This is a genomic window from Bradyrhizobium sp. B117 (assembly GCF_038969555.1).
Taxonomy (GTDB): domain Bacteria; phylum Pseudomonadota; class Alphaproteobacteria; order Rhizobiales; family Xanthobacteraceae; genus Bradyrhizobium.
In genome coordinates this window covers 2,482,391-2,507,941 of sequence record NZ_CP152414.1, presented here as the reverse complement: position 1 = coordinate 2,507,941, position 25,551 = coordinate 2,482,391, and the positions used below count along the sequence as shown (strand labels likewise).

Annotated in this window: 17 protein-coding genes and 1 pseudogene; 8 read left to right on the top strand and 10 right to left on the bottom strand. The window is 65.4% G+C overall.

Going from position 1 to position 25,551, the window contains the following annotated elements:
- Positions 1–248: 248 nt before the first annotated feature.
- Positions 249–1,476: pseudogene (locus tag AAFG16_RS12145) on the bottom strand (cytochrome P450).
- Positions 1,477–1,606: 130 nt separating this feature from the next.
- Here AAFG16_RS12145 and AAFG16_RS12140 point away from each other — a divergent pair.
- Together AAFG16_RS12140 and AAFG16_RS12135 are read left to right on the top strand one after the other, a co-directional pair.
- Positions 1,607–2,218 carry a TetR/AcrR family transcriptional regulator gene (locus tag AAFG16_RS12140; RefSeq protein ID WP_235544375.1) on the top strand — a complete coding sequence of 204 codons (612 nt, stop codon included), beginning with the start codon at positions 1,607–1,609 and terminating at the stop codon, positions 2,216–2,218.
- 496 nt (positions 2,219–2,714) lie between these two features.
- Positions 2,715–3,350: a response regulator gene (locus tag AAFG16_RS12135; protein WP_342739284.1), complete on the top strand. Its 636-nt coding sequence runs from the start codon at positions 2,715–2,717 to the stop codon at positions 3,348–3,350.
- Between the two features lie 46 nt (positions 3,351–3,396).
- Here the strand turns inward: AAFG16_RS12135 and AAFG16_RS12130 are convergent, their stop codons facing one another.
- On the bottom strand, positions 3,397–3,852 hold the full coding sequence (locus AAFG16_RS12130) for a hypothetical protein (RefSeq protein WP_342739283.1): 456 nt from the start codon (positions 3,850–3,852) through the stop codon (positions 3,397–3,399).
- A 309-nt stretch (positions 3,853–4,161) separates the two neighbouring features.
- A complete protein-coding gene (locus tag AAFG16_RS12125) occupies positions 4,162–4,803 on the bottom strand; it encodes a MarR family winged helix-turn-helix transcriptional regulator (RefSeq protein ID WP_342739282.1) in 642 nt (213 codons plus the stop codon).
- Here AAFG16_RS12125 and AAFG16_RS12120 point away from each other — a divergent pair.
- A complete protein-coding gene (locus AAFG16_RS12120; protein ID WP_342739281.1) occupies positions 4,770–5,669 on the top strand; it encodes an alpha/beta hydrolase in 900 nt (299 codons plus the stop codon). The genes AAFG16_RS12125 and AAFG16_RS12120 overlap by 34 nt on opposite strands.
- Before the next feature lie 4 nt (positions 5,670–5,673).
- On the top strand, positions 5,674–6,537 hold the full coding sequence (locus tag AAFG16_RS12115; protein WP_342739280.1) for an isocitrate lyase/phosphoenolpyruvate mutase family protein: 864 nt from the start codon (positions 5,674–5,676) through the stop codon (positions 6,535–6,537).
- 24 nt (positions 6,538–6,561) lie between these two features.
- Here the strand turns inward: AAFG16_RS12115 and AAFG16_RS12110 are convergent, their stop codons facing one another.
- The 3 genes from AAFG16_RS12110 to AAFG16_RS12100 all read right to left on the bottom strand — a co-directional run bounded on the left by AAFG16_RS12110 (position 6,562) and on the right by AAFG16_RS12100 (position 13,227).
- The gene (locus AAFG16_RS12110; protein ID WP_342739279.1) at positions 6,562–9,147 is read right to left on the bottom strand and encodes an EAL domain-containing protein; all 2,586 of its coding nucleotides are present in this window, start codon (positions 9,145–9,147) and stop codon (positions 6,562–6,564) included.
- A 162-nt stretch (positions 9,148–9,309) separates the two neighbouring features.
- Positions 9,310–10,608, bottom strand: a complete 1,299-nt coding sequence (locus AAFG16_RS12105; protein ID WP_342739278.1) for an MFS transporter — start codon at positions 10,606–10,608, stop codon at positions 9,310–9,312.
- Positions 10,609–10,836: 228 nt separating this feature from the next.
- Positions 10,837–13,227, bottom strand: coding sequence for an EAL domain-containing protein (locus AAFG16_RS12100; protein ID WP_342739277.1), 2,391 nt, complete (start codon positions 13,225–13,227; stop codon positions 10,837–10,839).
- Between the two features lie 328 nt (positions 13,228–13,555).
- Here AAFG16_RS12100 and AAFG16_RS12095 point away from each other — a divergent pair, with 328 nt between their 5' ends.
- Entirely contained in the window at positions 13,556–14,722 is a 1,167-nt protein-coding gene (locus tag AAFG16_RS12095; protein WP_342739276.1) for an ABC transporter substrate-binding protein, read from the top strand.
- 69 nt (positions 14,723–14,791) lie between these two features.
- Here the strand turns inward: AAFG16_RS12095 and AAFG16_RS12090 are convergent, their stop codons facing one another.
- From AAFG16_RS12090 to AAFG16_RS12075, 4 genes are all read right to left on the bottom strand, one after another.
- A complete protein-coding gene (locus AAFG16_RS12090; protein WP_342739275.1) occupies positions 14,792–15,445 on the bottom strand; it encodes an HAD family hydrolase in 654 nt (217 codons plus the stop codon).
- Positions 15,446–15,958: 513 nt separating this feature from the next.
- Complete coding sequence (locus tag AAFG16_RS12085; protein ID WP_342739274.1) at positions 15,959–16,936, bottom strand: NAD(P)-dependent oxidoreductase; 978 nt, start codon at positions 16,934–16,936, stop codon at positions 15,959–15,961.
- Positions 16,937–16,948: 12 nt separating this feature from the next.
- Positions 16,949–18,802, bottom strand: coding sequence for a TRAP transporter large permease subunit (locus AAFG16_RS12080; protein ID WP_342740896.1), 1,854 nt, complete (start codon positions 18,800–18,802; stop codon positions 16,949–16,951).
- Between the two features lie 22 nt (positions 18,803–18,824).
- Positions 18,825–19,856: a TRAP transporter substrate-binding protein gene (locus tag AAFG16_RS12075; RefSeq protein WP_283084753.1), complete on the bottom strand. Its 1,032-nt coding sequence runs from the start codon at positions 19,854–19,856 to the stop codon at positions 18,825–18,827.
- Positions 19,857–20,285: 429 nt separating this feature from the next.
- Between AAFG16_RS12075 and AAFG16_RS12070 the strand changes: the two genes are divergently transcribed.
- From AAFG16_RS12070 to AAFG16_RS12060, 3 genes are all read left to right on the top strand, one after another.
- Complete coding sequence (locus tag AAFG16_RS12070) at positions 20,286–21,794, top strand: caspase family protein (protein ID WP_342739273.1); 1,509 nt, start codon at positions 20,286–20,288, stop codon at positions 21,792–21,794.
- A gap of 206 nt (positions 21,795–22,000) precedes the next feature.
- Positions 22,001–23,680 carry a SulP family inorganic anion transporter gene (locus AAFG16_RS12065; protein WP_342739272.1) on the top strand — a complete coding sequence of 560 codons (1,680 nt, stop codon included), beginning with the start codon at positions 22,001–22,003 and terminating at the stop codon, positions 23,678–23,680.
- A 524-nt stretch (positions 23,681–24,204) separates the two neighbouring features.
- Positions 24,205–25,521: an extracellular solute-binding protein gene (locus AAFG16_RS12060; protein WP_342739271.1), complete on the top strand. Its 1,317-nt coding sequence runs from the start codon at positions 24,205–24,207 to the stop codon at positions 25,519–25,521.
- Positions 25,522–25,551: the final 30 nt, after the last annotated feature.

Genomic DNA, 25,551 nt, shown 5'->3' with positions numbered 1-25,551 from the left:
TTCAGGCGCGCCGGAACAGCCCCTTATATAGGGCCAAGTGTGGCGAAGTCACAGCGACTGTTGCGCGCGGAGGTTAATGCCGGTGGTAAACCCTCATGGTGAGGAGCCGCGTCAGCGCCTGCTCCGGACGATGCTACGCATCGCCGGGAGAACCATGGAGGCCCCGATCGCGCGGCCATCCTTCGAGACGCCCGCTTCGCGGGCTCCTCAGGATGAGGACCGGCGCTCGCAGGACCAGCGTTGACGCTTCACCAGCTCGCCGGCAGCCGCTTCAGGCCGCGCAGCACGAAGGTCGGGCGCCATTCGGGGTTCTCGACGTCGTCGATCCGCAAGCCCGGCAGCCGCCGCAGCAGCGTCGCGATCGCGATCTCGGCCTCGATCCGCGCCAATTGAGCGCCCAGGCAGAAATGGATACCGCCGCCGAACGACAGCGGCCTGACATTGGTTCGGGTGACGTCGAGCCGGTCGGGATCGTCAGGATAGACCGCCGGGTCTCGGTTGGCCGAACCGAGCAGGCACAGCACCGATTCGCCCTTGGGGATCGTCTTGCCGCCGAGCTCGACGTCCTCCAGAGCGACGCGGGCGGTCATCTGCACTGACGAATCGTAGCGCAGGAATTCCTCGATCGCACCCACCATCAGCTCCGGCCGCGCCTTCAGCAGCGCTGAGCTGGTCTGGGTTACGATGAAGTGCAAGGAGGCCGTTGCCGATCAGATTGACCGTCGTCTCGTGGCCGGCGCCGAACAGAAGGATGATGTTGGCGGTCAGCTCCTCGTTGGTGAGCTTGTTGCCGTCCTCCTCGGCCTGCACCAGCTGGGTGGTGAGATCGTCTCCGGGAGCACGGCGGCGCAGCTCGAACAGCTGCTGGAAGTACATCTGCGCCATCATGTTGGCGGCGTTGCCCTTGGCGATCTCCTCGGGTGACATCGGCACCGGATCGAGCAGCCGTCCGCCGTCGCGCGAACTCTTGTAGAAAACCTCGCGATGATCCTCGGGAATGCCGAGCATGTCGCAGATGATGGTGACAGGCAGGCGGAAGGCGAAATCCTCGATCAGGTCCATATGGCCGCGATCGATCACGGCATCGATGGTCTGGTCGACGATCTCCTGGATGCGCGGCCGCATGTCCTCGACGCGCCGGGCGGTGAAGGCTTTCACGACGAGGCCGCGCAGGCGGGTGTGGTCGGGCGGATCGGCCTGCAGCATCCAGTGACCCATGCTGCGGAAGATCGGCTCATCCATGATCTGCGGGCCGTAGCGCCGCTTGGTGCGCTCGACGAAATCCTTGCCGAAGCGCTTGTCGCGCATCACGAGGTTGACGTCGGCATGGCGGCTGGTGACGAACTGGCCGAACGAGGTCACATGAATCGGATCGATCGTGCGCAGCCGGTCGTAATGCGGATAGGGATCACGGATGAAGTCCGGCGACAGCGGATTGAACAGCGGTCCGCCTGCGGGTTGGACTTGCTCGTTCATGGTGACCTCACATCGGTTGCCGCATGACACGAATACGCCGGCAGCCCCCACTGCCCGGCGTAACCATCCCCTGGAAATCTCAACTCGATACATTCTTGTATCGAGTTGCATTCTGCCCTAAACTGCGCCGATGTCAAGAGTGAGAACCAGGCCGACCAGGGACGACACGCGCGATAAGCTGTTCGAGGCGGCCGCGCGCGTGTTCGAAGCGGACGGCATCGGCGGCGCCAGCATCGAGGCGATCGCGGCGGCGGCGGGCTTCACCCGCGGCGCGTTCTATTCGAACTTCAAGAGCAAGGACGAGTTGATCATCGCCATGCTCGAGGACCATGTCGAGCAGTCGATTCGGCGCAACATGGACATCCTCGCCCAGCACGACAATCTCGACGATTTCATCGCGGCATTGAAATCGATGGATCGCAGCAAGCAGGATCCGCTCGGCCGCTCACCCCTCCTCCACATGGAGATGATCCTGTTCGTCGCGCGCGCCGAGAAGCGCCGTCCCGAGCTTGCAAAACGGCTGCGCGCACGACGCAAGCTGGTTGCCGACATCGTCGAGGCGACCTTGAAGAACAAGCCGAGCGGCGGCACACTGAACCCGCCCTGGATGGCCAGCGTCGTGCTGGCGCTCGAAGACGGTTTCCGCCTGCACCGGCTGATCGATCCCGAGACCACGCCCGCCGACAGCTTCTTGCGCGCGATCACCGATTTGCGGCGCAGGACGGGATTGGCGTCGGACTAGAATCTTCGCATGCGCTAATCCGTCGCAGTCCGGGGGAACGAACGCTTTGCGCAACGCGGTCTGGAGCGGCCGCGGAACAGCGGAACGTGCCGATCTCTTCAATCACCGCGATCAGCTACGATGCCCGCCGCCTTCGACGTCAGGGCAGCCGGCCAAGACGCACTGACGCGCTTCCGAGCCCCGCCTCCCGGCGGGCCTCCTTTTTTTGCTGCAGTTCACAGCATTGAAAGCGATGGACCGCAGCAAGCAGGATCAGATGCCAGCGCGCCCAGGCCGTCCACACTCGCATCCGCACGCAGTTGCGAGGCATTTGCAATTAAAAGATCACAGTCGGCATTGGTGCCGTTCGCTGACACAGAATTAATTTGCCCCCTGCGCTTCCAAAACGTAACTGCCGATCAAGAGCGACGTGATCCGGCAATGGCCGGGCGAGAAGGCGCTGCAACAACAAGCAAGAAAAGCAAGCGACGCGCTACTTTTCGTCCAGGAGACATCATTGCCCGGCATCGTCCATGTCGTGGATGACGACGCATTGTATCTGACGGCCATCCAGCAACTTCTCGAGGCGAGCGGATACCGCGTCGCCACCTATGCCTCGGCGCAGCAATTGCTGGACCAGGCTCCAGACGAAAGCAAAGGCTGCATCCTTCTCGACGTCCGGATGCCGGGCCTTTCCGGACTCGAGCTACAGCAACGCCTGATGCGGCGCGGCTCGACGCTGCCCATCATCTTCCTGACCGCTTACGCAGACACCGGCACCACCGTGACGGCAATCAAGGCGGGTGCGGAAGACTTCCTCATCAAGCCTGTCGGCTCGGATGATCTCCTGCGAGCGATCGCACGCGCGATGGCGCGGCATGGCAACGCGCGCGCTCTCGAGGGCGAAGTGGAGGCGCTTCGGCGCAGGCTATCGACGCTGACGCCGCGCCAGCGGCAGGTCTTCCAGATCATCGTGCGCGGCAAGACCAACAAGCATGCCGGGCGCCAGCTCGGGAGCTCCGAGCGGACCATCAAGGCACATCGGCGCGCGATCATGGAAAAGTTTCAGATCCAGTCGCTGGTGGAGCTGGTCAGGATTGCCGAACGGCTCGGCGTCCTCGGCGCGACGGACGAGCCGGCGGCGGACGCATAAGGCGATCTCTGTTTGCGAGCGGAAGCGACCCGGCAGCGTGAGAGAATCAGCCGCCACTGAGCGTATGGCTGATGCGGGTGACGATCGCATCCCATTGCCGCTTCTCGACAGCCGGATAGTTGATCAGCACGCAGTGCACGTAGCGGCTTCCGAAATTGCAGCGATCGTACCAGATCTTGCCGCGCCGTGTGCTGGACACCACGAAGAAGCGCGGTGCGACGCGCTGGTAGATGATGCCGGGCGGCGGGTTCTTCCTGGCCAGAAAAGCGGCGGGTGAGCTGCCGTCGTTCGGGACGGCCTGCACCGTGAGGTCCGCACGGCCGTCGCCCGTCCGGTATTGCACGCCGTATCCGTCGGGCCGGCCGGCTTCGTCGGTGAAGACGGACGCGGGAATGTCGACGCTGGTCCCGCTCTCGGGAATGCGATAGCTGCTCCAGCTCTCCGCGCCGGCGGCAGCAGGCATCGCGCAGAGCACGATCAGGATTGCGGCGTTCTTCATCATAATGTTGCTCTTGTGCCGGCTGGTTGAACGGTAGCCGCCCGGCCGCAACAACGTCGGGAATAGCCGGACGTTCCGATCCAAAAAAGCAGCCCAGTCCGATGGGTGCTCGAAGAAACGCATCAAAGCGACGAGACGCCAGATCCTCCCGCTCGCCGACCTTCACGTCCGTATCGTAGGGTGGGCAAAGCGAAGCGTGCCCACCCTTTCTCTCGAAATCATTCATGGGTGGTGGGCACGGCGCGAGTGCGCCTTTGCCCACCCTACGATTCCGAGTTCGCGGAGATCCCCCCGTCCCTCGCAGTAGCTCGCTTAGCGGCGGCCTTTGCCCTTGTTCGTGGGCAGGGGGCAATTGGTGCAGACGCTGTCGTCGCACATCCGGCAGATCGTGAAGCGATCCATCTCGGATGTGTCCTGCCTCGCCAGCAGTTCGTGGATCAGCGTCTCAAGCCGCTTCGTCTCTGTCGGCGACAGCACATCCAGAAGCGATGCGACGGCTGAAATCCTCGAGGTCATCAACTCGTTCCGGGTCGCCACGCCCGTGGCGGTCAGGTGCAAGGCAATCTCGCGGCCATCCTTTCCGGCACGGCGCTCGACGAGCCGATCCGAGACCAGACGGTCCACCAGGCGGACAGTGCCGGAATGCGACAGGCCGAGGATGCGCCGCAGCTTGTCGTTGGTCATGCCGTGACCGTAGCCGATGACGACAAGTGCCGCGGGCGTCTCGCCGCCACGGCCGATGACCTCGCGCGCGCCCTGCTCGATCCGATCCATGACCGCGAGCGAGAGCGCTCCCAGCAAATTCGCGATTCCCGTTTCCATGCCCGCAACAATATGTGCGCTGCGCACAAAAAACAACTTGACCAGACATGTGCGCTGCGCACATATTTGGTCGCGGGTATCGACGACGGAGAATGACGATGAATCCGAGCAGCGCTGCGCGGGCGACAGCAACGGCGAACGCCGGTGAACCCGCCCTGAAATACGTGCACGCCAATGGCGTGCGGTTCGCCTATCTCGAACAGGGGACCGGCCCCCTCGTGATGTTCCTGCACGGATTTCCCGACAACGCCTGGTCCTATCGCAAGCAGCTGCAAATCTTCGCCGACGCCGGATATCGTGCGGTCTCGCCGTTCCTGCGCGGCTACGCGCCGACCGAGATCCCGGCGGACGACATTTTCGACCCCATCGCGCTTGGCAGGGATCTCGAAGCGCTCATTGCGGCGCTGAGCGAGGACGGACAAGCCTGCGTCGTCGGCATGGATTGGGGCGGCACGTCGACATTTCAGACGCTGGCCACGGCGCCATCGTCGATCAAGGCCGCAGTGGTGATGAACACGGCCCACCCGATCACATTCTCGAGCATCAGGCGCGATCCCGACATCGTTCGATCCATCTTCCACGTCTACTTCTTCCAGCTGATCGGTGCCGAGTCGGCGGTCAATGTCGAGGGACTTCCCTTCGTCGACTATCTCTGGAAGCTGTGGTCACCGGCATTCGACAACGAAGAGCATATTCGTTCGGTCAAGGAGACGCTCAGCTCTCCGGGCACCATGGCGGCGGCGCTCAAATATTATGGAGGCCTCACCGAAGCGAGCCGCATGGGCCGGCTGCCGATCAACGACATGCATACACCGACGCTGACGATCTATGGCAGCAACGATCCGACAGCGAAGTATTCGGTGAAGGAAGAGCGGCTGTTCAAGGGACCGCACGAACGTATCGTCCTGCCCGATGTCGGACACTTCCCGCACCTCGAGCGTGAGGCTGAAGTCACCGGGCTGATCATGGACTGGTTCAGGACGCACGCTTCCGCCTGAACGCGTGTCGCGCGCCGGACGGCGCCGCACGACCCCCCTCATTCTCTCAGCAGGAGTGCACGCAATGGACCTCAAGACACAGCAGAAACACGCGGAGACGTTTGCGAGTCTTCACAGAACAGGCGATCCGCTCATTCTGTTCAACGCCTGGGACGCCGGTACCGCCAAGGCCATTGCGAAGGCGTCGCCGGCCATCGCGACCAGCAGCGGAGCGGTCGCCTCTGCGCTCGGCTACGCCGACGGAGAAAATGTCCCGCTCGACGTGGTGGCTGGCCTGGTGTCGCGGATCACCGCGACTGTCCCGGTTCCGGTATCGATCGATCTGGAAGCGGGATATGGCGACACCCCGGAGGCCGCCGCGACGTCGGCGACCAAAATTCTGCGAGCCGGCGCCGTCGGCATCAACATCGAAGACGGGCTCTCCAGTGGAAAGCGCCAACTCGTCAGCCCCGAACAGCACGCCGCGAAGATCAAGGCGGTACGAAACGCCGCGCAAGATTTCGGCGTTCGCCTGTTCATCAATGCCAGGACCGATCCCTTTCTGCTGAAATTCGGATCGCCTGATGAATGCCTGAACGAAGCGGTGCGGCGCGCGAAGGTCTATGCCGAGGCCGGCGCCGACGGGATTTTCGTTCCCGGCCTCACCGACCTCGCGCTGATCGAGAAGCTGGTTCAGCTCATGCCCCTGCCGGTCAACATCATGGTGACGCAAGGTGTTCCCAAAATCCCCGATCTTACCCGCGTCGGCGTCCGGCGGGTAAGTCTTGGACCGTGGCCCATGATGGCAGCGATGCGTGTCATCGGACAGGCCGCCGCAGGGCTCGCCGCGAGCAAGCAATACGGCACGTTCCTTCAGCCGACAGCCTGAGCGAATCCTTCAGGCCGCCGCGCCCTAAGCCGACCGCTTCACCGCCTCGCGTCCCGCCGCCGCAGGATCGAGCCTTCCCAGCATCGCCTTCGCCTGCTCGGCGCAGTGCTCGATCAGCCAGCGCTCGAAGGCGACCGGCGCGAGGGCGGGGGCGTAGAGGAAGCCCTGGACGACGTCGCAGCCGAGCTCGGCCAACGTCCTGCGCTGGCCTTCGGTCTCGACGCCTTCGGCGACGACGGTCATGCCGAGGCCCTGGCCGACGCGCACCACGGCGGTGGCGATCGCGAGCGCACTTGCGTCCTTCTCGATGTCGCGCATGAAGCTGCGGTCGATCTTGAGCTCGCGGATCGGCAGATGGGCGAGACGGCTGAGGCTGGAATAGCCGGTGCCGAAATCGTCGAGCGAAAGCCCGACGCCGAGCTCGCGGATCGCGTTCATGGTCTCGAGCGCGGCGACGCTGTCGCGCATGAACGCGCCCTCGGTGATCTCGAGCATCAAGGCATCCGGCGGCAGACCGTATTCGGCGAGGATGTCCTTGAGCCGCGCGGCGAGCGTGACGTTGCGGAAGTTGATCGGCGACAGGTTCACCGAGACGCTGGGGATGTTGAGCCCGGCGCGGCGCCAGCTCGCCATCTGGCGGCAGGCCTCGCGCACCGACCACAGGCCGATCTGCTCGATCAGGCCGCACTCCTCGGCGAGCGGGATGAACTTTGCCGGCGAGACGTCGCCGAGCTCGGCATCGTGCCAGCGCGCCAGCGCCTCGACGCCGTGGACAGCGCCGTCGCAGCTGCGGATCTGCGGCTGGTAGCTGAGGCTGAGCGCGCCCTCGGCGATGGCCTTGCGCAGCGCCGCGATCAGCGCCAGCCGCTGCTCGGCGAGGCCGCTCATCTCGGCGCTGAAGATGCGATGGGTGGAGCGGCCGGCTTGCTTGGCCATGTACATGGCGGCGTCGGCCTGCTGCATCAGCGTGTCGATGTCGGTGGCGTGGTCGGGATAGAGGCTGATGCCGATGCTGGCCGACATCGGCATCAATTTCGATCCGAGCCTCAAGGGTGCGGCCAACGCTTCCGTGATTCCCGACGCGACGCGCTCGGCGTCCTGCGCATTGCGCTGCGGCAGCAGGATGACGAATTCGTCGCCGCCGAGCCGGCCCAGCATGTCCTCGGGGCCGATATGCTCGCGCAGGCGCTGCGCGAGCTGGATCAGCAGCTCGTCGCCGGCGGCGTGACCGAGCGTGTCGTTGACGTCCTTGAAATGGTCGACGTCGAGGAAGGCGAGCGCGACATGGCCTCCGGTCGGGCAGGCATCGATCGCGGTGGTGATCAGGTGGCGGAGCTGCGCGCGGTTCGGCAGGCCGGTGAGCATGTCGTGATAGGCGAGCCGTGCGATCTCGGCGCGCGCCTCCTTGCGCTCGATCGCGAAGGCGCCGAGATTGACACAGGCATCGACGATCTGGCGGTGCCATCTGCTCGGCGCCCGCGGCTCGCGATAATAGAAGCCGAAGGTGCCGATGACCCGGCCGTCCTTGGCCTTGATCGGCGTCGACCAGCAGGCGCGCAAGCCCACTTCGAGCGGCCGCGCCTTGTAGGGCTGCCAGCGCGGATCGGCATCGATGTCGGCGACCAGAACCGGAATGCCGTAGAAAGCTCCGGTTCCGCACGTGCCGACTTCGGGGCCGATCGCGATGCCGTCGAGCGAACGGGAATAGTCATCGGGCAAGCTCGGGCCGCCCAGCGGATGGAGCAGGCCGGCGGCATCGACGTGCAGCAGCGAGCACACGACGCCGGGCGCGATCTGCTCGACGCGGCGACACAGCCTGTCGGCGATGTCGGTGATCGGGACCTCGTCGGCCAGCGCGCTCATGATGAGCTGCTGGAGCGAGCGCAGCTGCCTTGTCTCGGTGATGTCCTCGAGCAGCGCGAAGATGTGCCTGACCCGCCCCTTCTTGTCGCGGAAGGCGTCGATGCGGGCGCTGACCCAGATCTCCTCGCCGTGCTTGTCGTAGACCAGCGTCTCGATTTCGCCGCGCGGGCCGCCGGCCATCAGGCGCTTGACGAGCTTTGCGACGCCATCGCGATCGGTGTGACAGCCGGCGATGAGCTCGCCTGCGCGGCGGCCCTCGGCCTCCTCGCTGCTGTAGCCGAACAGCGTCGCGAAGGACGAATTGACGTAGACGATGTTCTGCTCGACGTCGGTGATGATCACCGCGCGATTGGTCTGGTCGGAGACGGCGTGGAGCAGCCCGATCCTGACACGGCGTTCGGCGTCGGCGGTGACGTCGCGCGCGAACACGATGCGATGGGCGGTGCCGCCGACGGTCGCGGGCGACATCGAGACGAGCGCCTTGATCCGGCTGCCGTCGCGCCGCACGAGGCTGATCTCGTCGCGGAAGTCGGCAACAGGATCGGCCTGAAGGCATTTGAGCGTGAGAATGCCGGCATCACGGCCGACCGCCTCAGTTCGCGCGAGCTTCCAGATCCGCTCCGCGGCGCCGTTGAAATGCGTGATGCGATGCGCCGCGTCGACGATGACGATGCCGTCGTCGGCGCATTCGAGCGCGGCGCGCAGCACATCCGGAATTTCGGTCACAACACAATCGGAGGCGGACATCGTCTGACCCGGCGGGATCGGGAAAATGCGACAATCAGCCCGAGATTAACGTTCCGATGGTGTCCAAGACGTTTTTGCAACCCGCCCGCGTCGCGCCGAAAATGCGACATGCTTAACGATCCGCGAAAGCGGCCGAGGTTATCTTGGTGTATCCGGAACTCTTCAGTCTGCGGTTCCTGGCCGGAGCCGGTGCAGCTGGCCGGCCACGGCCCGCACCTTGCGTGGCGCGGCCTGCCAGATCGCGAGCGCCGACAAGCCGCTCACGAGGATTGCGATGCCGAAGGCGAGCGTGTAGTCGCCGGCGCGATCGTAAAGAAACCCGGTCACCCACGGTCCCGCCGCGCCGCCGGCCAGCGCCGCCAGCATGATGGTGCCGAAGATGCTGCCTTGGTGCCTGCCCTGGAAGATCTCGAACACCACCGCGCCCATGATCGAGGTGAGGCCGTAGCCGAGCGCGCCTTGCGTGAACACCATGACGTAGACGAGCCACAGCGAGGGCTGGAACTTCAGCGCCATCAGCGCCGCGAAGCAGATCGCGAAGCCGACGCAACTGATCGCCCACACCCATTCCCGCCCGATCCGGTCGGAGACGTGGCCGAGCCATATCTGGCCGGGAATGCCGAGCAGGCTGACGATGCCGAGCGCCCACACCGCGACGGAAGGGCTGAAGCCGATATCGAGCAGGAATTTGGTCTGATGCACCTGCACCGCGTACCAGATGTACAGGCCGCAGAAATAGCCGAGTGCGATCCACCAGAAGCGCGCGGTCGCAACCGCGCGCTTGAGCGTCCACTCCGTCGCGACCCAGGCGGGATCGACGACGTTCGAGATTGGCTTTGCGGCACCGGGCGCCGGCGCAGCGTCTCCATCTGGCCGAAGGCCGATATCCTCGGGGCGCTTGTGCAGCAACAGATTGATCGGCGCCAGCACGATGAGGAGGAGCAGGCCCATCGCCGTGCAGGCGGTGCGCCAGCCGGTCTGCTCGATCATGTGCTGCACCCACGGCAGCAGCGTCACCGAGCCAAGGCCGACGCCGGCAAAGGCGATGCCGATGGCGAAGCCGCGCGTGCGGATGAACCAGTTCGGCAGGAACAGCGATTGGCCGGAATAGCCGAGACATACACTGCCGGCGCCGACCATGACGCCGAGCGTCACGTAGAGATGCCAGGGCTGGCTGGTGAGTGGAGCCAGCAGCAGCCCGCCGCCCATCAGCACCACGCCGAGCTCCATCACCGCGCGGGGACCGGCGCGGTCCATCAGTCGGCCGATCAGCGGGCTCGCAACGCCAGAGGCGACAAAGCCGAACGAGAACGCACCCGCGGTGACGCCGCGCTCCCAGCCGAACTCGGAGATGATCGGCGGAAAGAACAATGAGAAGGCGGTGCGCGCGTTGACGCCGATCGCCATGGTGACAAAGGTCACGGCGACCACGACCCAGCCATAGAAGAACGGAAGCCGCATGTTGTGTTTGTTTCATCCCTGGACAATCCTTCGGACCATCCGGGGGCGTCGGGGTCAAGCGATTTTCGCGCATGCGCGCGTTTGAGGGCCCGAAGCCTCCGCAGCGTCATGGCCGGGCTTGTCCCGGCCATCCACGTCTTGACTATGCGGGACGAAGAACTGGATGCCCGGGACAAGCCCGGGCATGACGGCCTCTTGGAAATGTTCAAATGCCGCAAAGGCGCGCGTTCAAGCCGCGTTGCGCTGCGACGGCTGGGCGGATTCGTCGAATGCGATCTGGTCGACCGGCACCGGCCGGCCGAACAGATAGCCTTGGGCAAAATTGACACCGAGCGCGGTCAGGCGCTCGAACTCCTCGGCTGTCTCGACGCCTTCGGCGGTGACCGACATGTCGAGCCCGCGCGCCAGCGTCACGATCGAGGAGATGATGGCGGATGAGCGCGGCTGATGCGTGAGGTTGCGGATGAACGACTTGTCGATCTTGATCTTGTCGAACGGAAACGCGGTGAGATAGCTCAGCGACGAATAGCCCGTGCCGAAATCGTCGAGCGCGAGCTCGATGCCGATGCTCTTCAGCCGCTCCATGAAGGCGTGGTTCTCGACCCCGCGCTCCAGCAGCACCGATTCGGTGATCTCGATCTCCAGCCGCTGCGGCGGAAGACCGGAATCGGCGAGCGCGGCGCAGATCATCTCGAACAGCTCGGCTTCCTTGAACTGGATCGGCGACAGGTTGACCGCGACCATCAGATCGGAGGGCCAGCCGGCCGCATCCGCGCAGGCGCGCCGCAGCACGAATTCGCCGAGCGGCACGATCAGCCCGGTCTCCTCCGCGAGCGCGATGAACTGGTCGGGCGGGATCAGGCCGCGGCTCGGGTGCCGCCAGCGCACCAGCGCCTCGAAGCCGCGGCGCGCGCCGGTGAGCGCATCGACGAACGGCTGGTAGTGCACCTCGAGCTGGCATTGCGCGATGGCATCGCGCAAATCCCCTTCCAGCGTGTTGCGCGCATCGAGCTCGGCCGACATCGCCTCGTCGTAGACGGTGAAGCAGTTGCGGCCCGCCGATTTCGAGCGGTAGAGCGCAAGGTCGGCCTTCTTCAGCAGCTGCTCCTGGTCGCTGCCGTGATCCGGCGCAATCGCAATGCCGATGCTGGTGCCGATCTCGACACGATGGCCGGGCAACAGGAACGGCTCGGCCACGAGTTTTGCGATCCGTGCCGCCAGCTCGGTCGCGCAGGCGCGCTGGTCCTCGCTCCCTTCCTGGATGATGGCGAACTCGTCGCCGCCGAGCCGCGCCAGCACGTCGCCGGTGCGCAAAGCGGATCTCAATCGCTGCGCCACCTGGCGCAGCAGCACATCGCCGGCGCCATGACCGAGGGAATCGTTGACGTTCTTGAAGCGATCGAGATCGAGCATCAGGATCGAGAAGGCCGCGCCGCTATCGTCGAGCTGGCGGTGGAGCTCGTCGAGCCGGGCGAGGAAGAAGGCGCGGTTAGGCAGGCCGGTCAGGATGTCGGTCTGGGCGAGCTCGAGCACGCGACGGTTCGCCAGCGACAGCCGCCGCGAATTGCGGCTGGCGAGCATCAGATAAGTCGACAGCGACAGCGTCAGCAGCATGCCGACGATGAGGACCGCGGCCGCGCGATCATAGGCCGTCTCCAGCGCGCCGCCGGCCGTCGGCATGGCGCGCACCTGCCAGTCGGTGTCACCGATCTTGAGACCGCCCGACCAGTGCAGCGTCCGCCCGACGTCGCGCATCGACTGCGGCGCGGTGGCGGCCGACGAAAAATCCGGCAGCATGTCCGCGAGGCTGACGATCTGCCCCGTGAAGGGCGGATAGACGTTGACGCTGACCGCAGGGCTTGCACCGGTGGTCACGCGAATGGTGTGGATCAGCAGCGGCAAATCGAAGACGCCGACGACGAAGCCGGTGAGATTGCGGCGCCGGTCCGCGACCGTCTCGCGCGACGTTCCCTTGGCATAGACGGGAAGCGCCACGAGCACGTCAGGCTGCCGGCCGCCCTCCTTCGGCTCGAACAGGCGCGTGCGAATGGCGGCGACGCGGTCGTTGTCGCGCGCCCGCTCCAGCGCCGCACGGCGCTCCGGGACGGTTGCGTAGTCCATGCCGTAGACCAGCGAGGTCTTCGGCTGGGTCGAGTAGAACACCGGGAAATATTCGTCGCTCTGCGGCGCGGTCGAAAAGCTCTCGCCCTGGAGCGACTTGATGCGATAGCCGGAGACGCCGTCCGTGATCGCGGCGGCCTCGTATTCGGCGCGCTCCTTGCGATTGACGCGCGGCAGCCAGGCGATGCGCAGCATGCCGGGATGGCGCTCGAACAGGCGGGCGCTGAAGGTCTCGAATTCGCTGCGGGTGATTTCCTCGCTGGTGGATTCGAACAGCGTACGCAGCGCGACCAGCCGCGAAATAGACTCGCTCATGCCGTTCTGCATGACGATGGCTTCGGTCTCGGCCGCGTTCTCGAATTCGATCCGGTTGACGCGGCCTTCCCAGCGCGCGACGGCGGCGGCGCCCAGGATCGAGAACAGAAGCCCGACGGCGACGGCGACGAGCGCAGGGCGATAGAGCCCGAGCAGCGGCGCGGCACGCCACCATCCGGTCATACGCTTCCGATCCTGATCGTTCTGATCGCGACCGCCCATCTTAATCCCGCAAGTCCCCCTCGGCGCGCCGGTACGAACTTCTGGTTGAGCCACCGGCGCGACTATCGGACAAGGATCGCGGTTAAGAACTGCACAATTTCGGAACCCGCGTGGTCCGCATCACGCGGCTTAGTTAACGATTGCCCCGCAAGTCTCAGCAGTCTGGACATAAGTTGCCGATTTTCCCCGGTATCGTACGGACCCGCTGGTCGTGACGCGGTTAGCCACCTGTTCAGGGCCTCAGACTTATCCTTCCACCAGACGCATCCAGCATCCGGCAAGCATCCTCATGACACGATCGCGATCCGCGACATCCGTCGCCCTGGCCATCGCATGGCTGGCCGCGTTGATGCTTACGGCAAGGTGCGAGGAGGCCGGCGTCAGCGCGGACACGATCCTGTTCGGCCAGGCCGCCGCTCTCGAAGGCCCCTCCTCCGCGCTCGGACAGCGCATGCGGCAGGGCATCGTCGCGGCGTTCACCGAGATCAACGCCAAGGGCGGCGTGCACGGCCGCAAGCTCCAGCTCATCAGCCGCGACGACGGCTACGATCCCGACCGCTCCGTGGCGCAGACGCTGCACTTGATCGACGACGACAAGGTGTTCGCGCTGATCGGCGCGGTGGGAACGCCGACCGCGATGGCGACGATCCCGATCACCAGCACCGGGAACATTCCCTTCATCGGCCCGTTCAGCGGCGCCGAATTTTTGCGCGACCTCGAGCTCGCCAACGTCGTCAACATCCGTGCCAGCTATGGCGCGGAGGCCGAGGCCTGGATCAAGCACCTCACGGAGGATCGCGGCTTCACCCGCATCGGCATCTTCTACCAGGATGATTCCTTCGGCCGCGACGGTCTTGCCGGCGTGAAGCGCGCGCTCGCCAAGCGCGGCCTGGAGCTCGCCGCCGAAGGCACCTTCGAGCGCAATACCCGCGCGGTCGGCTCGGCCTGGCGCACGATTAAGCGCGCCGAGCCCGAGGCCATCGTCATGGTCGGGACCTACGGTCCCTGCGCGGAGTTCATCAAGCTCGCGCATCGCAGCGGCTCCTATCCGACCTTCGTCAACATCTCCTTCGTCGGCGCCAATGCGCTCGCCAAGGAGCTCGGCCCCGAGGGCGAGGGCGTCATCGTCTCGCAGGTGGTGCCGTTTCCCTGGGACCGCTCGCTCAAGCTCGTCGCCGACTACCAGGCGGCGCAGAAGGCAATCGACCCGACGCTGACGCCGGACTTCGTGTCGCTCGAAGGCTACCTCTCCGGCAGGCTCACGGCCGCAGCGCTGGAAAAGGCCGGCCCGCAACCGACGCGCGCGAGCCTGCTGCGCGCCATCAACGATGTCGGCCGCTTCGACATCAGCGGCAGCATCGTCACCGTCGGCGTGCGCGCACTCGACACGCCGCCGAAGGTGTTCTTGACGGTGATCCAGAAGGACGGGACGTTCAAGGCGGTGGACCGGCTGTAGGGCAGTGCACGTCACGAATGCGCGGGCCCTCCAGGAGGGACAAGGCAATCGCGTTCGCGAACTCGGTCGTCAAAAAGAAACTAGTTTCTCGGTCAGCTCGGCGAAGCTGGTAACCCGCGACGTCCGAGACGGCACAGCACTTTCCGCAACAGCAGCCGTATCAAACCAGTAGGCATGCCGGAATCCGGCGGACAAGGCCCCCTCCACATCCGATCGAACATCATCTCCGACGAACACAGACGAGCGCGCCTCCGCGCCGACCTCCGCCAACGCGTGGTGGAAGATCCTCGGATCCGGTTTGCGTAGACCGACGCGTTCCGAGATGACGACTGAGTCCACCAGATCCCCAAGTCCCAAGGCGCTGACGACGGCAAGCTGCATGTCCGAGCGGCCATTGGTGATGATCCCGAGCCTGACGGCTTTGCCCCGAAGCTGGCGCAGCAGTTCCTCAGCGCCCTGTCGCAGGCGGCAGGACTTCGGAAACGACCGCAGATAATCATTCAGAAGGCGCTCGTCGGCATGCCGTGCTTGCGGAAACTCGCGGCTCAACTCGCCGTATACCCGATCCTTCCAAACCCGCCCGCGCTCCTCAAGCTCGACGAAGCGCTGTGCGAACCGCATGGCATCAGGCACTTGCATCTCGAGAAGCCGACAGGCCTGGGAGGTGACGAAGGTTGGAATGGCGGCGGCACGATCGTGAAGGGTGTCGTCAAGGTCGAACAAGACTGCCCGCTGCATTGCGCCTCCCACGCTGCTCCGACACTCATGGTTGCCGTGAAACGACTATGGATGAGCGCTGTCACCTCGGCAATGCCGGCATCTGCCGCGACCGCCTCGATCCCAAGAGCGCGAGACGCCGCGGGCCGGAGCGAGATTCAAGGCAGCAGCATCGTAGGGTGGGCAAACCGAAGCGTGCCCACCACTTCTGTCGCACTGCTGGATTAGTTGTGGGCACGGCGCCAGTGCGCCTTTGCCCACCCCACGATTCCAGACTCGTTGAGAGATAGCCGCTCACTAATGCAATTGAGACTCCACTAGCGCACCGATGAAGGTGCGTTCCCTCCCCCCTTGTGGGGGAGGGCTAGGGAGAGGGGTGGCCCAGGAAAAGGTGCCGCTTGTTGACGACGCACTGGTTGGCGCGCAACGGAGAGAATCCCCGTGTGGCCCCCCCTCCCTACCCCTCCCCCGCAAGGGGGGAGGGAACGGAGAGAGCGGCGCTTGTTGGCGAGAGGGGCGTTAAGGCCGCCGCGTCCAGCGGTCGGCGTTGACGGCGCCCTGAGGCACCTCGCCTTTGACGATCGCCTCGACCTGCCGCACGGTTTCCAGCGACTGGTATTCGATCGCCTGCGGCGTCAGGCCGCCGACATGCGGGGTGGCGATGACGTTCGGCAGCCTGGCGAGCTCCGGCGTCGGCATCTGGTCGGGAGCGCGGCCGACGTCCATTGCCGCGCCGGCGATGCGGTTCTCCAGCAGCGCCTTGGCGAGCGCGGCCTCGTCGACGAGATTGCCGCGCGAGAGATTGACGAAGACGGCATGCTTCTGCATGCGGGCGAGCGCGGTCTCACCGATCAGGTTCTCGGTCTGCTCGTTGGCGATGGCCAGACAGACCACATAGTCCGATGCGGAAAGGAGCTCGTCGAGGCTGACGTGCCGGATCGCGCTGTCGCTGACATCAGCGAAGGGATCGGCGACCAGCACCTCCATGCGCAGCACCTTTGCGATCTCGGCGAGATAACGCCCAATGCTGCCATAGCCGATGATGCCGATCCGGCTAGCCGCGAGCTGGCGGCCCATCCGCGCTTCCGGCTTGCGGCCGGCCTGGTAGTCGGCGGTGGTTCGCGACACGCCGCGGGAGAGATCGACCATGAAGCCGAGCGCGAGCTCGGCGACCGCCTGCACGAAGCCGGGCCCTGCGCGCGTCACGAGCACGCCGGCCTCAGAGGCCGCCTCCACATCGACGTTGCGGATATCGACGGCGCAGCGGACGAATGCGCGCAGGCGCGGCAGCTGCGTGAAGATCTCGCCACGTCCCTCGGTCATGCGATCGGCAACGATGATGTCGGCATCTTTCGCCGCGCGCACGAGGCCGGCCGAGTCGAGCGGATCGTCACCTTCGTGCAGGATCGCCTCGGCGGCCGCGCGCAAGCCGTTCAGGCTGCGATCGCCATAGTAATTGCGGCGCATCTCCGGCGTATGGGCCAGCAGGACTTTCACGGCAAGACTCCTTCAGTAGCCGAATGCCCGCGGCAGCGCGGTCGAGAGCCATGGCACGAAGGCGATGACGAGCAGGCAGAGGAACAGCAGGCCGAGATAGCCCATGATCGGCTTCACGGTCTGCTCGATCGGCACGTTGCCGATCAGGCAGGCGCCGTAGAGCCCGAGCCCGAGCGGCGGCGCGAACAGGCCGATGCCCATCGCGATGACGAGCACGACGCCGAAATGCAGGGGGTCGACGCCGAGCTGCACCGCGACCGGCAGCAGCAGCGGCCCGAAGATGATCAGCGCGGCGGCGCCTTCCAGCACCGAGCCCATCACGATCAGCACGACGATGGCGAGCAGGATGAACAGCCAGACGCCCGAGGTCTTGGAGAGGCCGAGCATGAAATCGCCGACCGCATGCGGCACCTGCTGCAAGGTCAGCGTGAACGCCAGCGACTGCGCGGCGGCAACGATGAACAGCACGAGACCCGCACGCGTTGCCGCCTGGACGAAACTGTGCGCGGCCGATCTGAAGCCGAGCTCGCGAAACACCACGCTGCCGACGATGAGCGCATAGGCGACCGCGAAGGCCGAGATTTCCGTGGCCGTGGCAAAGCCGCTCTTGAAGCCGAAGAAAATCATGAAGATCAGGCCAAAGGATGCGACCGCGCCGGTCCATAGACCCGACACCGGCGCCTGCGGCGCGACGTCCTCGGCGTCCGCCGGCGGCTTGCCGAAGATGATGGAGACCGCAATCAGCACCAGCGCCATCAGCGCCGCCGGCAGAAGCCCCGCCATGAACAGGCCGCCGATCGACAGGTTCGCGACGAAGCCGAGGATGATCAGGTTGATGCAGGGCGGGATGGTCTCCGCCATCACCGCGGACGCGGCGAGCAGCGCCACCGCGCCGCCCGGATTCTGCTTGGAGCGGCGCGCGGCCGGGATCAGCACCGAGCCGACCGCGGCGACGTCGGCCATCTTCGAGCCTGAGATGCCCGAGAACAGCACCATCGAGGCCACCATCACGACATTGAGGCCGCCGCGCATGCGGCCGACCGCGCGCTGCAGCAGCTCGATCAGCCGCACCGACATGCCGTTGGCTTCCATGAGGTAGCCGACGAGGATGAAGAAGGGGATCGCGAGCAGCACGAAATTGTCGATGCCGCGCGCCATCTGCTGGGCGAAGATCACGCCGGGCAGTGCGCCCTCGACCCAGATGAAGATCAGCGCCGCCAGCGCCAGCGCAAAGCCGATCGGCAGCCCGCCGAACAGGGTTGCGAAGAAGCCGATCAGCATCAGCGTGCCCGCCGAGGGCGCCGACGACGGCGACAGATAATCCCAGGCGAGATAAAGGCCGGTGACGATGACGATCGCAACGAGGCCCTTGACGATGTCAGGGAGCGGCCTTGCGCAGAGATGGTCGATGGCGAACACCGTCATGAACAGCGCGCCGACGCCCATCGGGTAGAATGTCAGCTCCAGCGGCAGGCCGGAGCCGGTTGTCTGGCCGGCCGTGAGCGAGCCGAGCTTAATTGCGTTGTAGGCGACATAGCCCGAGATCAGCACGATCAGCAGCGCGCTGGCGGCATCGACCAGCGTGCGCAGCCGCACTGGCAGGAGGTCGCGGAAGAAGGACACGCCGACATTCTCGCCGCGCGCGAGCGCGCTCGCCGCGCCGAAGAAGGCCGAGCCGACCATCAGACCGCGCGCGACGTCATCGGACCATTCGACCGGCGCGTTGAAGAAGAAACGCAACAGCACGGAGGCGCACACCACGACGAGATCGGCGGCGAGCAGGATGGCCGCAATCGCGTCGCTGACGCGAAGCAGCAGGGTGATGCTCCCGTGGCGGCCGCCCGAGACGGGCACGGCGGCGGTCATGGTCAGCTCAGATTTGGTCATCTCAGGCTTGCGTCGCGCGGATCATGTCGATGACCGGCTTGGATTCCGGCCGTGCCTTGATGAAGTTCTCGATCTGCGGCGCGACGCGCTTCTTGAAGGCCTCGCGGTCGCATTCGGCCACGGTCACGCCCTTCTCGGTCAGGGCCGCGAGCGCCTCCTTCTCGACCGCGAGCCCATGGGCCCTCGTGTCGGCCGCGGCCTTCTTGGCGGCATCGAGGAAGCCTTCGCGGAGCTTCGGATCCATGCGGTTGTAGGTCATGTCGCTGAAATAGATCGCGAGCGGCGAGAAATTGTGCTGCGTCAGCGCGTAGAACTTTGAGGTTTCGAAGAACTTGCTGGCGAGGATGGTCGGCGGATCGTGCTCGAGGCCATCGAGCACGCCGGCCTGCAAGGCCGTGTAGATCTCGCCGAAGGCCAGCGGCGTCGCGGCCGCGCCCATCAAGCGCAGGCATTCGGTGATGACGGGATTTGGCAGGGTGCGAATCTTGAGGCCGGCGAGATCCTCCGGCGTCTTCACCGGCTTCTTCGCCAGCACGCTGCGCGAGCCGAAATTGTAGGCCCAGGCGATGATGCGGATGTTGCCGCCCTTGAGCAGCGCGTCCTCGATCGGCTTGGCCGCGCCGGAATCGAACGCCTTGGTCTGTTGCGGGAAGCTCGAGAACAGGAAGCCGAGGTCGAAGGTGCCGACCAGCGGCACCAGATTGGCCGAGATCGACGAGCCCGACACCATGAGGTCGATGACGCCGAGCTTCACCGAGTTGATGACGTCGATTTCCTGGCCGAGCTGGTTGTCCGGGAAGAAGGCGACCTCGACCTGCTCGCCGAGGCCGTTGCCCTTCAAATTCTTCACGAGGTTGTCGTAATAGACGCGGCCGTTGGCGTATTTGGGATCGTTCGGCAGCGAGGAGGAGCATTTCAGCTTCAGCGTCGCAGCTTCGGCGCGGCCGATGATGGCGGGAGAGAGCACGAGGCCGGCGGTGACCGCCGCCGATGACTTGATGAACGCGCGACGGTTCACGGGCACGATGGTCATGGTGCGGTCTCTCCCAAGCATTCTTGTTTACGGCCGCGATCGTTGTCGCGGCCTGTTGCGCAGACTGTATGGCCAAAGCGACGGGGCAGGCAAGGGTTGCGCCCGGACCTCGCGAAGCCGCGCGCGGCGAATGGCGACGGCACGCGCGAGCAGCGAACGGCCATGTTTTTGCGGGATTCGCGATCAGGACCAGCCTGCGGACCGGGACGCGAGAGAGCACGTCGTGCAGCGGCGGGGATCAATCCAATTGGCGCATGGATCAATGCGCAATTCACATGGATGGCACCAGAACGATGCTCCTCCCGCTCCGGCAGACGCCCTGCCCCATTTTGCCGCAGCGGGCAGCGTGATCCAGCGCACAGACAGTGTCATGGCGCAGACGTAGAAAGGGTGACATCATCGCGCGCATTGCCGATGGGAGGTGACACCATGCGCCGTCCAGTCCTTTGCAATTTGCTTGTTGCATTCGGCCTTCTTGCATTCACGCAATTGATGACGCCAACGGACGCCGCTGCCGAAGCGCGGCTCGCGCTCGTGATCGGCCAGTCCGCCTATCGCACAGTGCCGGAACTGCCCAACGCCGCCGACGACGCCAAGGGCATGACCGAACTGCTCGGCAATGCCGGCTTCACCGTCACATCGGCGGCCAATCTCGGTCAGAACGAGATGCGCGCGGCGATCTCGGACTTCGCCGACAAGGTCAGCGCCAGCGGCGCCGACACCGTCGCGCTGGTGTTCTATGCCGGCCACGGCCTCCAGATCGACGGCGAGAACTACCTCGTGCCGGTCGATCTCGATCCCAAGCGCGAGGCCGACATTCCGCTCCAGGGCGTGCGGCTGAACGACATGCTCAACACGCTCGGCGCATTGCCGACGCGGGCGCGCATCTTCATGCTGGACGCCTGCCGCAACAATCCGTTCCCCGCGCTCAGTGGCGCCGGCCACGGCCTTGCCATCGTCGACACCAAGGCCGGCGCGCCCGGCTCGTTCATCTCCTATTCGACCTCGCCCGGCGCGGAAGCCGAGGACGGCAACGGCATCGACAGCCCGTACACCACGGCCGCGCTGACCATCGCCAAGCAGCCGAACCTGCCGATCGAGGAGGTGTTCAAGCGCATCCGCGTCGCAGTGGCGCAATCGACCGACGGGCGGCAGATTCCCTGGGAAAGCTCCTCGCTGACGACCGATTTCAGGTTCTTCGGCGGCGAGAGCAGTTCGTCGTCCCTGCCGGGCGCATCATCGATGGCACTCGCCAGCGGCACGCGCAGCGTCGAGGACTGGCGCAAGGATCTGCAGGGCAAGGACGCCAAGGCGGCCTATGAGATAGTGATCGCTGACGACACGGTCGAGGCCTATCAGGCCTATATCGAGCTCTACGCTCAGGACGTCCGCACGCCGCGCTTGCGCACCGTGCTGGAGCGCCGGCGCCAGATGCTGGCCTGGGAGCGCGCGGTCGCCATCAACACCCGCGCCTCGTTCGAGGCCTATCTCGCCAACTGGGACAACAGCGACCTTGCCGCGACCGCGCGCAGGCTGCTGCTCCGGGTGCAGAACCGTAACTATGCCTTGCCGGTCGCGGCCGCGGCGACACCTGCTCCGATCGCCGTCGCATTGGCGCCGACCTGCCCGTGCTCGACGCCGACGCCGCCGGCGAGCCCGGCCAACCCGGCCGTCGCGCCCATCATCAAGAAGCGCGTCGACGACACACCGCCAAAGCGCAAGGTCGACGAGACCCCGCCGAAGCGCAAGGTGGTCGAGACACCGCCAAAACCGCGCCGGCCGCCGCCCGACGAAGTGGTCTACGAGCGCGCACCGCCGCCGGATCGCGGCCCGCCGCCCGGCGCCATCATGCAAGGCATCGGCATTGGGATCGGGATCGGCATGGGCATGGGTGGCGGCCGCGGCGGCGACTACCACAACGACCGGGGCCGGTACTGAGGGCTGACGCCCGGTACGGAGGACCGATTTGTCCTCCGTCATTGCGAGCGCAGCGAAGCAATCCAGACTGCCGCCGCGGAGGGATCCTGGATTGCTTCGCTTCGCTCGCAATGACGACGGATGTAGAGAAATTGCGTCTGCCGCTTCCCGACACGGAAATGCTGTAGTCTTATCGGCTGACAAGCCTTTCCGGAGACGACTCATCGATGCCGCACGACACTCGCGCCAAGGGATCATCGAAGCACGCCTGGCCGCTGTTCAGCTCGCTCGCGTCCTACGCCCTGCCCGGCGATCTGATGGCGGGGCTGACGCTGGCGGCGATCGCGATCCCCGAGCAGATGGCGACCGCGCGGCTCGGCGGCTTCGCACCGCAGATCGGCTTCTTCGCCTTCATGGCTGGCTCGCTCGGATTTGCGCTGCTCGGCGGCAACCGCTTCCTGTCCTGCGGCGCCGATTCCACGATCACGCCGATCTTCGCCGGCGGGCTTGCCGCGCTCGCGGCCACCGGCACGCCCGAATATCAGGGCCTCGCGATCGCGCTGGCGCTGATGGTCGGCGCGATGATGCTGGCGAGCGGCGCGTTCCGGCTCGGCGGCATCGCCAATTTGTTGTCGGTGCCGGTCATGGTCGGCTTTCTCGCCGGCATCTCCGTCCACATCATCGTCTCGCAACTGCCGGGCGTGCTCGGGCTTCCATCGCCGAGCGGGCCGACGCTCGATCGCATCGGCGTGCTCGCAAGCGAGATCGGCCGAACCAATCCCATCACGTTCTGCATCGGTTTCGGTGTGCTCGCCGCGGTCTTCATCTCCGAGAAGATCAGCGCGAAAATTCCAGGCGCACTGATCGGGCTGGTCGGCGCGACGCTGGCCACGATCGCACTCGGCCTCGAGAGCAAGGGCGTCAGCGTCGTCGGCAGCGTGCCGGGAACGCTGCCGCGGCCGACCTTCCCCGAGCTCGCGCCGGAACTGTGGGTGCGCCTCGTCCCGCTCGCCTTCGTCATCACCGTCGTGGTGATGGTGCAGACCGCCGCGACGACGCGCTCGTTCCCATCCGATCCTGACAAGCCGGCTGATGTCGACCGCGATTTCCTCGGCGCGGGCGCCGGCAGCGTTTTGGCCGGCCTGTTCGGCGCGTTTCCGGTCAATGCCAGCCCGCCGCGGACGGGCATCGTCGCCGAGACCGGCGGGCAGTCGCAACTTGCCGGCCTTGCCGCCGCGGCGATCGTGCTGGCGCTGCTCGCCTTCGGGACCGGATTGCTGCAGCACGTGCCGGACGCCGCGCTCGGCGGTATCCTGCTGTTCGTCGCGCTGCGCATCATCCGCGCCAAGCAGATCGTCACGATCTACCGGCAGTCGTTCGGCGAGTTCCTGCTGATCGTCGCCACCGCCGCGCTCATCATCGTGCTGCCGATTCAGCAGGGCGCCTTCCTCGGCATCGCGCTGTCGCTGCTGCACGGCATCTGGAGCACCACGCGCGCCAGGCTGGTCGAGTTCGAGCGCGTGCCGGGCACCACGATCTGGTGGCCGGCGCATCCGCACCTGCCCGGCGAGCGCATCGCGGGCGTTGCCGTGATCGGCCTGCAGGCACCGTTGTCGTTCCTCAACGCACCCGGCTTTCGCAGCGACGTGGCGAAGGTGCTGGGCACATCGACACCGCAATTGCTGGTGCTGGAGGCGAGCGGAATGGTCGAGATCGACTTCACCGCCGCGCAGATTTTACTCGATGTGTTCAAGGTATGCAGCGAACAGGGCGTCACCGTCGCGCTGGCGCGGCTGGAATCGGTGCGCGCGCAGGACGCGTTCGAGCGCTTCCGGTTGTTCGACGCCCTGCCCCGCGAGCATGTCTTTCACAGCGTCGACGAAGCCGTGCGCAAGCTGGCGAAATAGCCGTCTTCACGCGGTCCGCCGCCCAAGGGGGCGATACTTTTGGTCGCCGGCCAGTTCACGGAGTGAGACCGTGGCCTCCGCGTCAAAGCTAGTACTTGATTTCCTGCTGCGGCGGGCGACAATGACGTCGCGCCAGCTTCCGGTACCGAACTTCATATAAGACGGGGAAAACCCGCTTGGCCACGGCTATACCGTCGCTGCGCGGGAGGGATCGTTATGACGGTAGGGCTCAAGCGCTGGCCGCAGCGCCGACATGATCCAGGCCGCCGGTCGTATGGCCGTTACGATTGGGCGCGATGTAATCGCGCCGCTGCACCGCGAAGAACGCGCCCCCTGGTTCGCGGCGAACTGGCCACCCCGGCACTGCAAGCGGAACACCACCAAATGATCATCGAGCCAACGCATTGCGCAGGCATCAAGGCGCGCATGCGTTGAACCACGGAGACGTAATCGACTGAAAGGGACTCCAAGCCGGCGCAAGACTGGCCGTAGGGCATCAGCTCGGGCACATCGAGGAGGGATGCATGACGACAGTAACCCGACGTAACGTCCTCAAGGGCGGTACCGCGCTTGCCGGCGGCATGGCCGGCATCCTGGCGGTTGGTAGGGCGCCCGCCTATGCGCAAGCCGCCACGGTGCACTGGCTGCGCTGGACAGACTTCGTTCCGGCGTCAGATCAGCTGCTGCGCAACGAAATCGCCAAGGAGTGCGAGAAAGCGCTCGGCATAAAGCTCAATATCGAGACCATCAATGCCAACGACATCCAAGCCCGCGTCACCTCGGCGATCCAGTCCGGATCTGGCCCCGACGTCGTCTGCGTCCTCAATAATTGGGGGCAACTTTACGGCGAAAGCGTCGTAGACGTCAGCGACATTGCTGAAGCGCTCGGCAAGAGCCAGGGCGGCTTCTACGAAACATCCCGCGCTGTCGCCAATGACGGCAAAAAGTGGATCGCAGTGCCGTGGTGCATCGTCGGCCTGCAGATCGCGTACCGAAAGTCCTGGTTTGCCGAGATCGGCTACACGGACGGAAAATTCCCCCAGACGTGGGAGGAGTATCGCGAGGCCGGCAAGAAGCTGAAGGCAAAGGGACGGCCAATCGGCCAAACGCTGGGTCACACCTTCGGCGATGCGCCCGCCTTCGCCTACCCCTACCTGTGGTCATGGGGCGGCAAGGAGGTCGAGGCTGACGGCAAGACGGTTGCGCTGAATAGCCCGGCAACGGTCGAGGCGGTTAAATTCATGGTGGCCTTCTGGAAGGACGCCCACGATGAAGGCGGGCTCGCCTGGGACGATTCCAACAACAACCGCGCTTTTCTGTCCGGGACATGCAGCGCCACGCTCAATGGCGCCTCGATCTACATCGAGACCCTGCGCAAGCCGGATACCTACAAGACGGAGGCCGGCGGGCCGCTGAAGGACGACATCCTGCATGCCGCGCTGCCCAAGGGCCCCGGCGGACAGTTCAGCTATCACGTCCCGTTCTCGAACCTCCTGATGGGTTATTCGAAGAACCAGGATGCGGCGAAGAAATTCCTTGGCTGGATTCACTCCAAGGACGTCTACGACAAATGGTTCGTCTCCCAGAAGGGCTTCTCGGTCGGCCCGACCACGGATTGGGAAAAGCACAAGCTGTGGGGCGACGACCCGATCATGCTGCCCTACAAGCAAGCCGCGCGCACAGGGCGCTTCGCTGGCTATGAGGGACCCTCTACGCGCAGGGCAGCCGAGGTCGTAACCAAGTACGTCATCGTTGATATGTACGCAAAGGCTGTCCAAGGCATGCCCCCCGAGGATGCCGTGAAATGGGCAGAGGCTGAGCTCAAGAAGGTCTACGTCTGAGGATAAGCCGCCCCCCTCCCATTTTTCGAG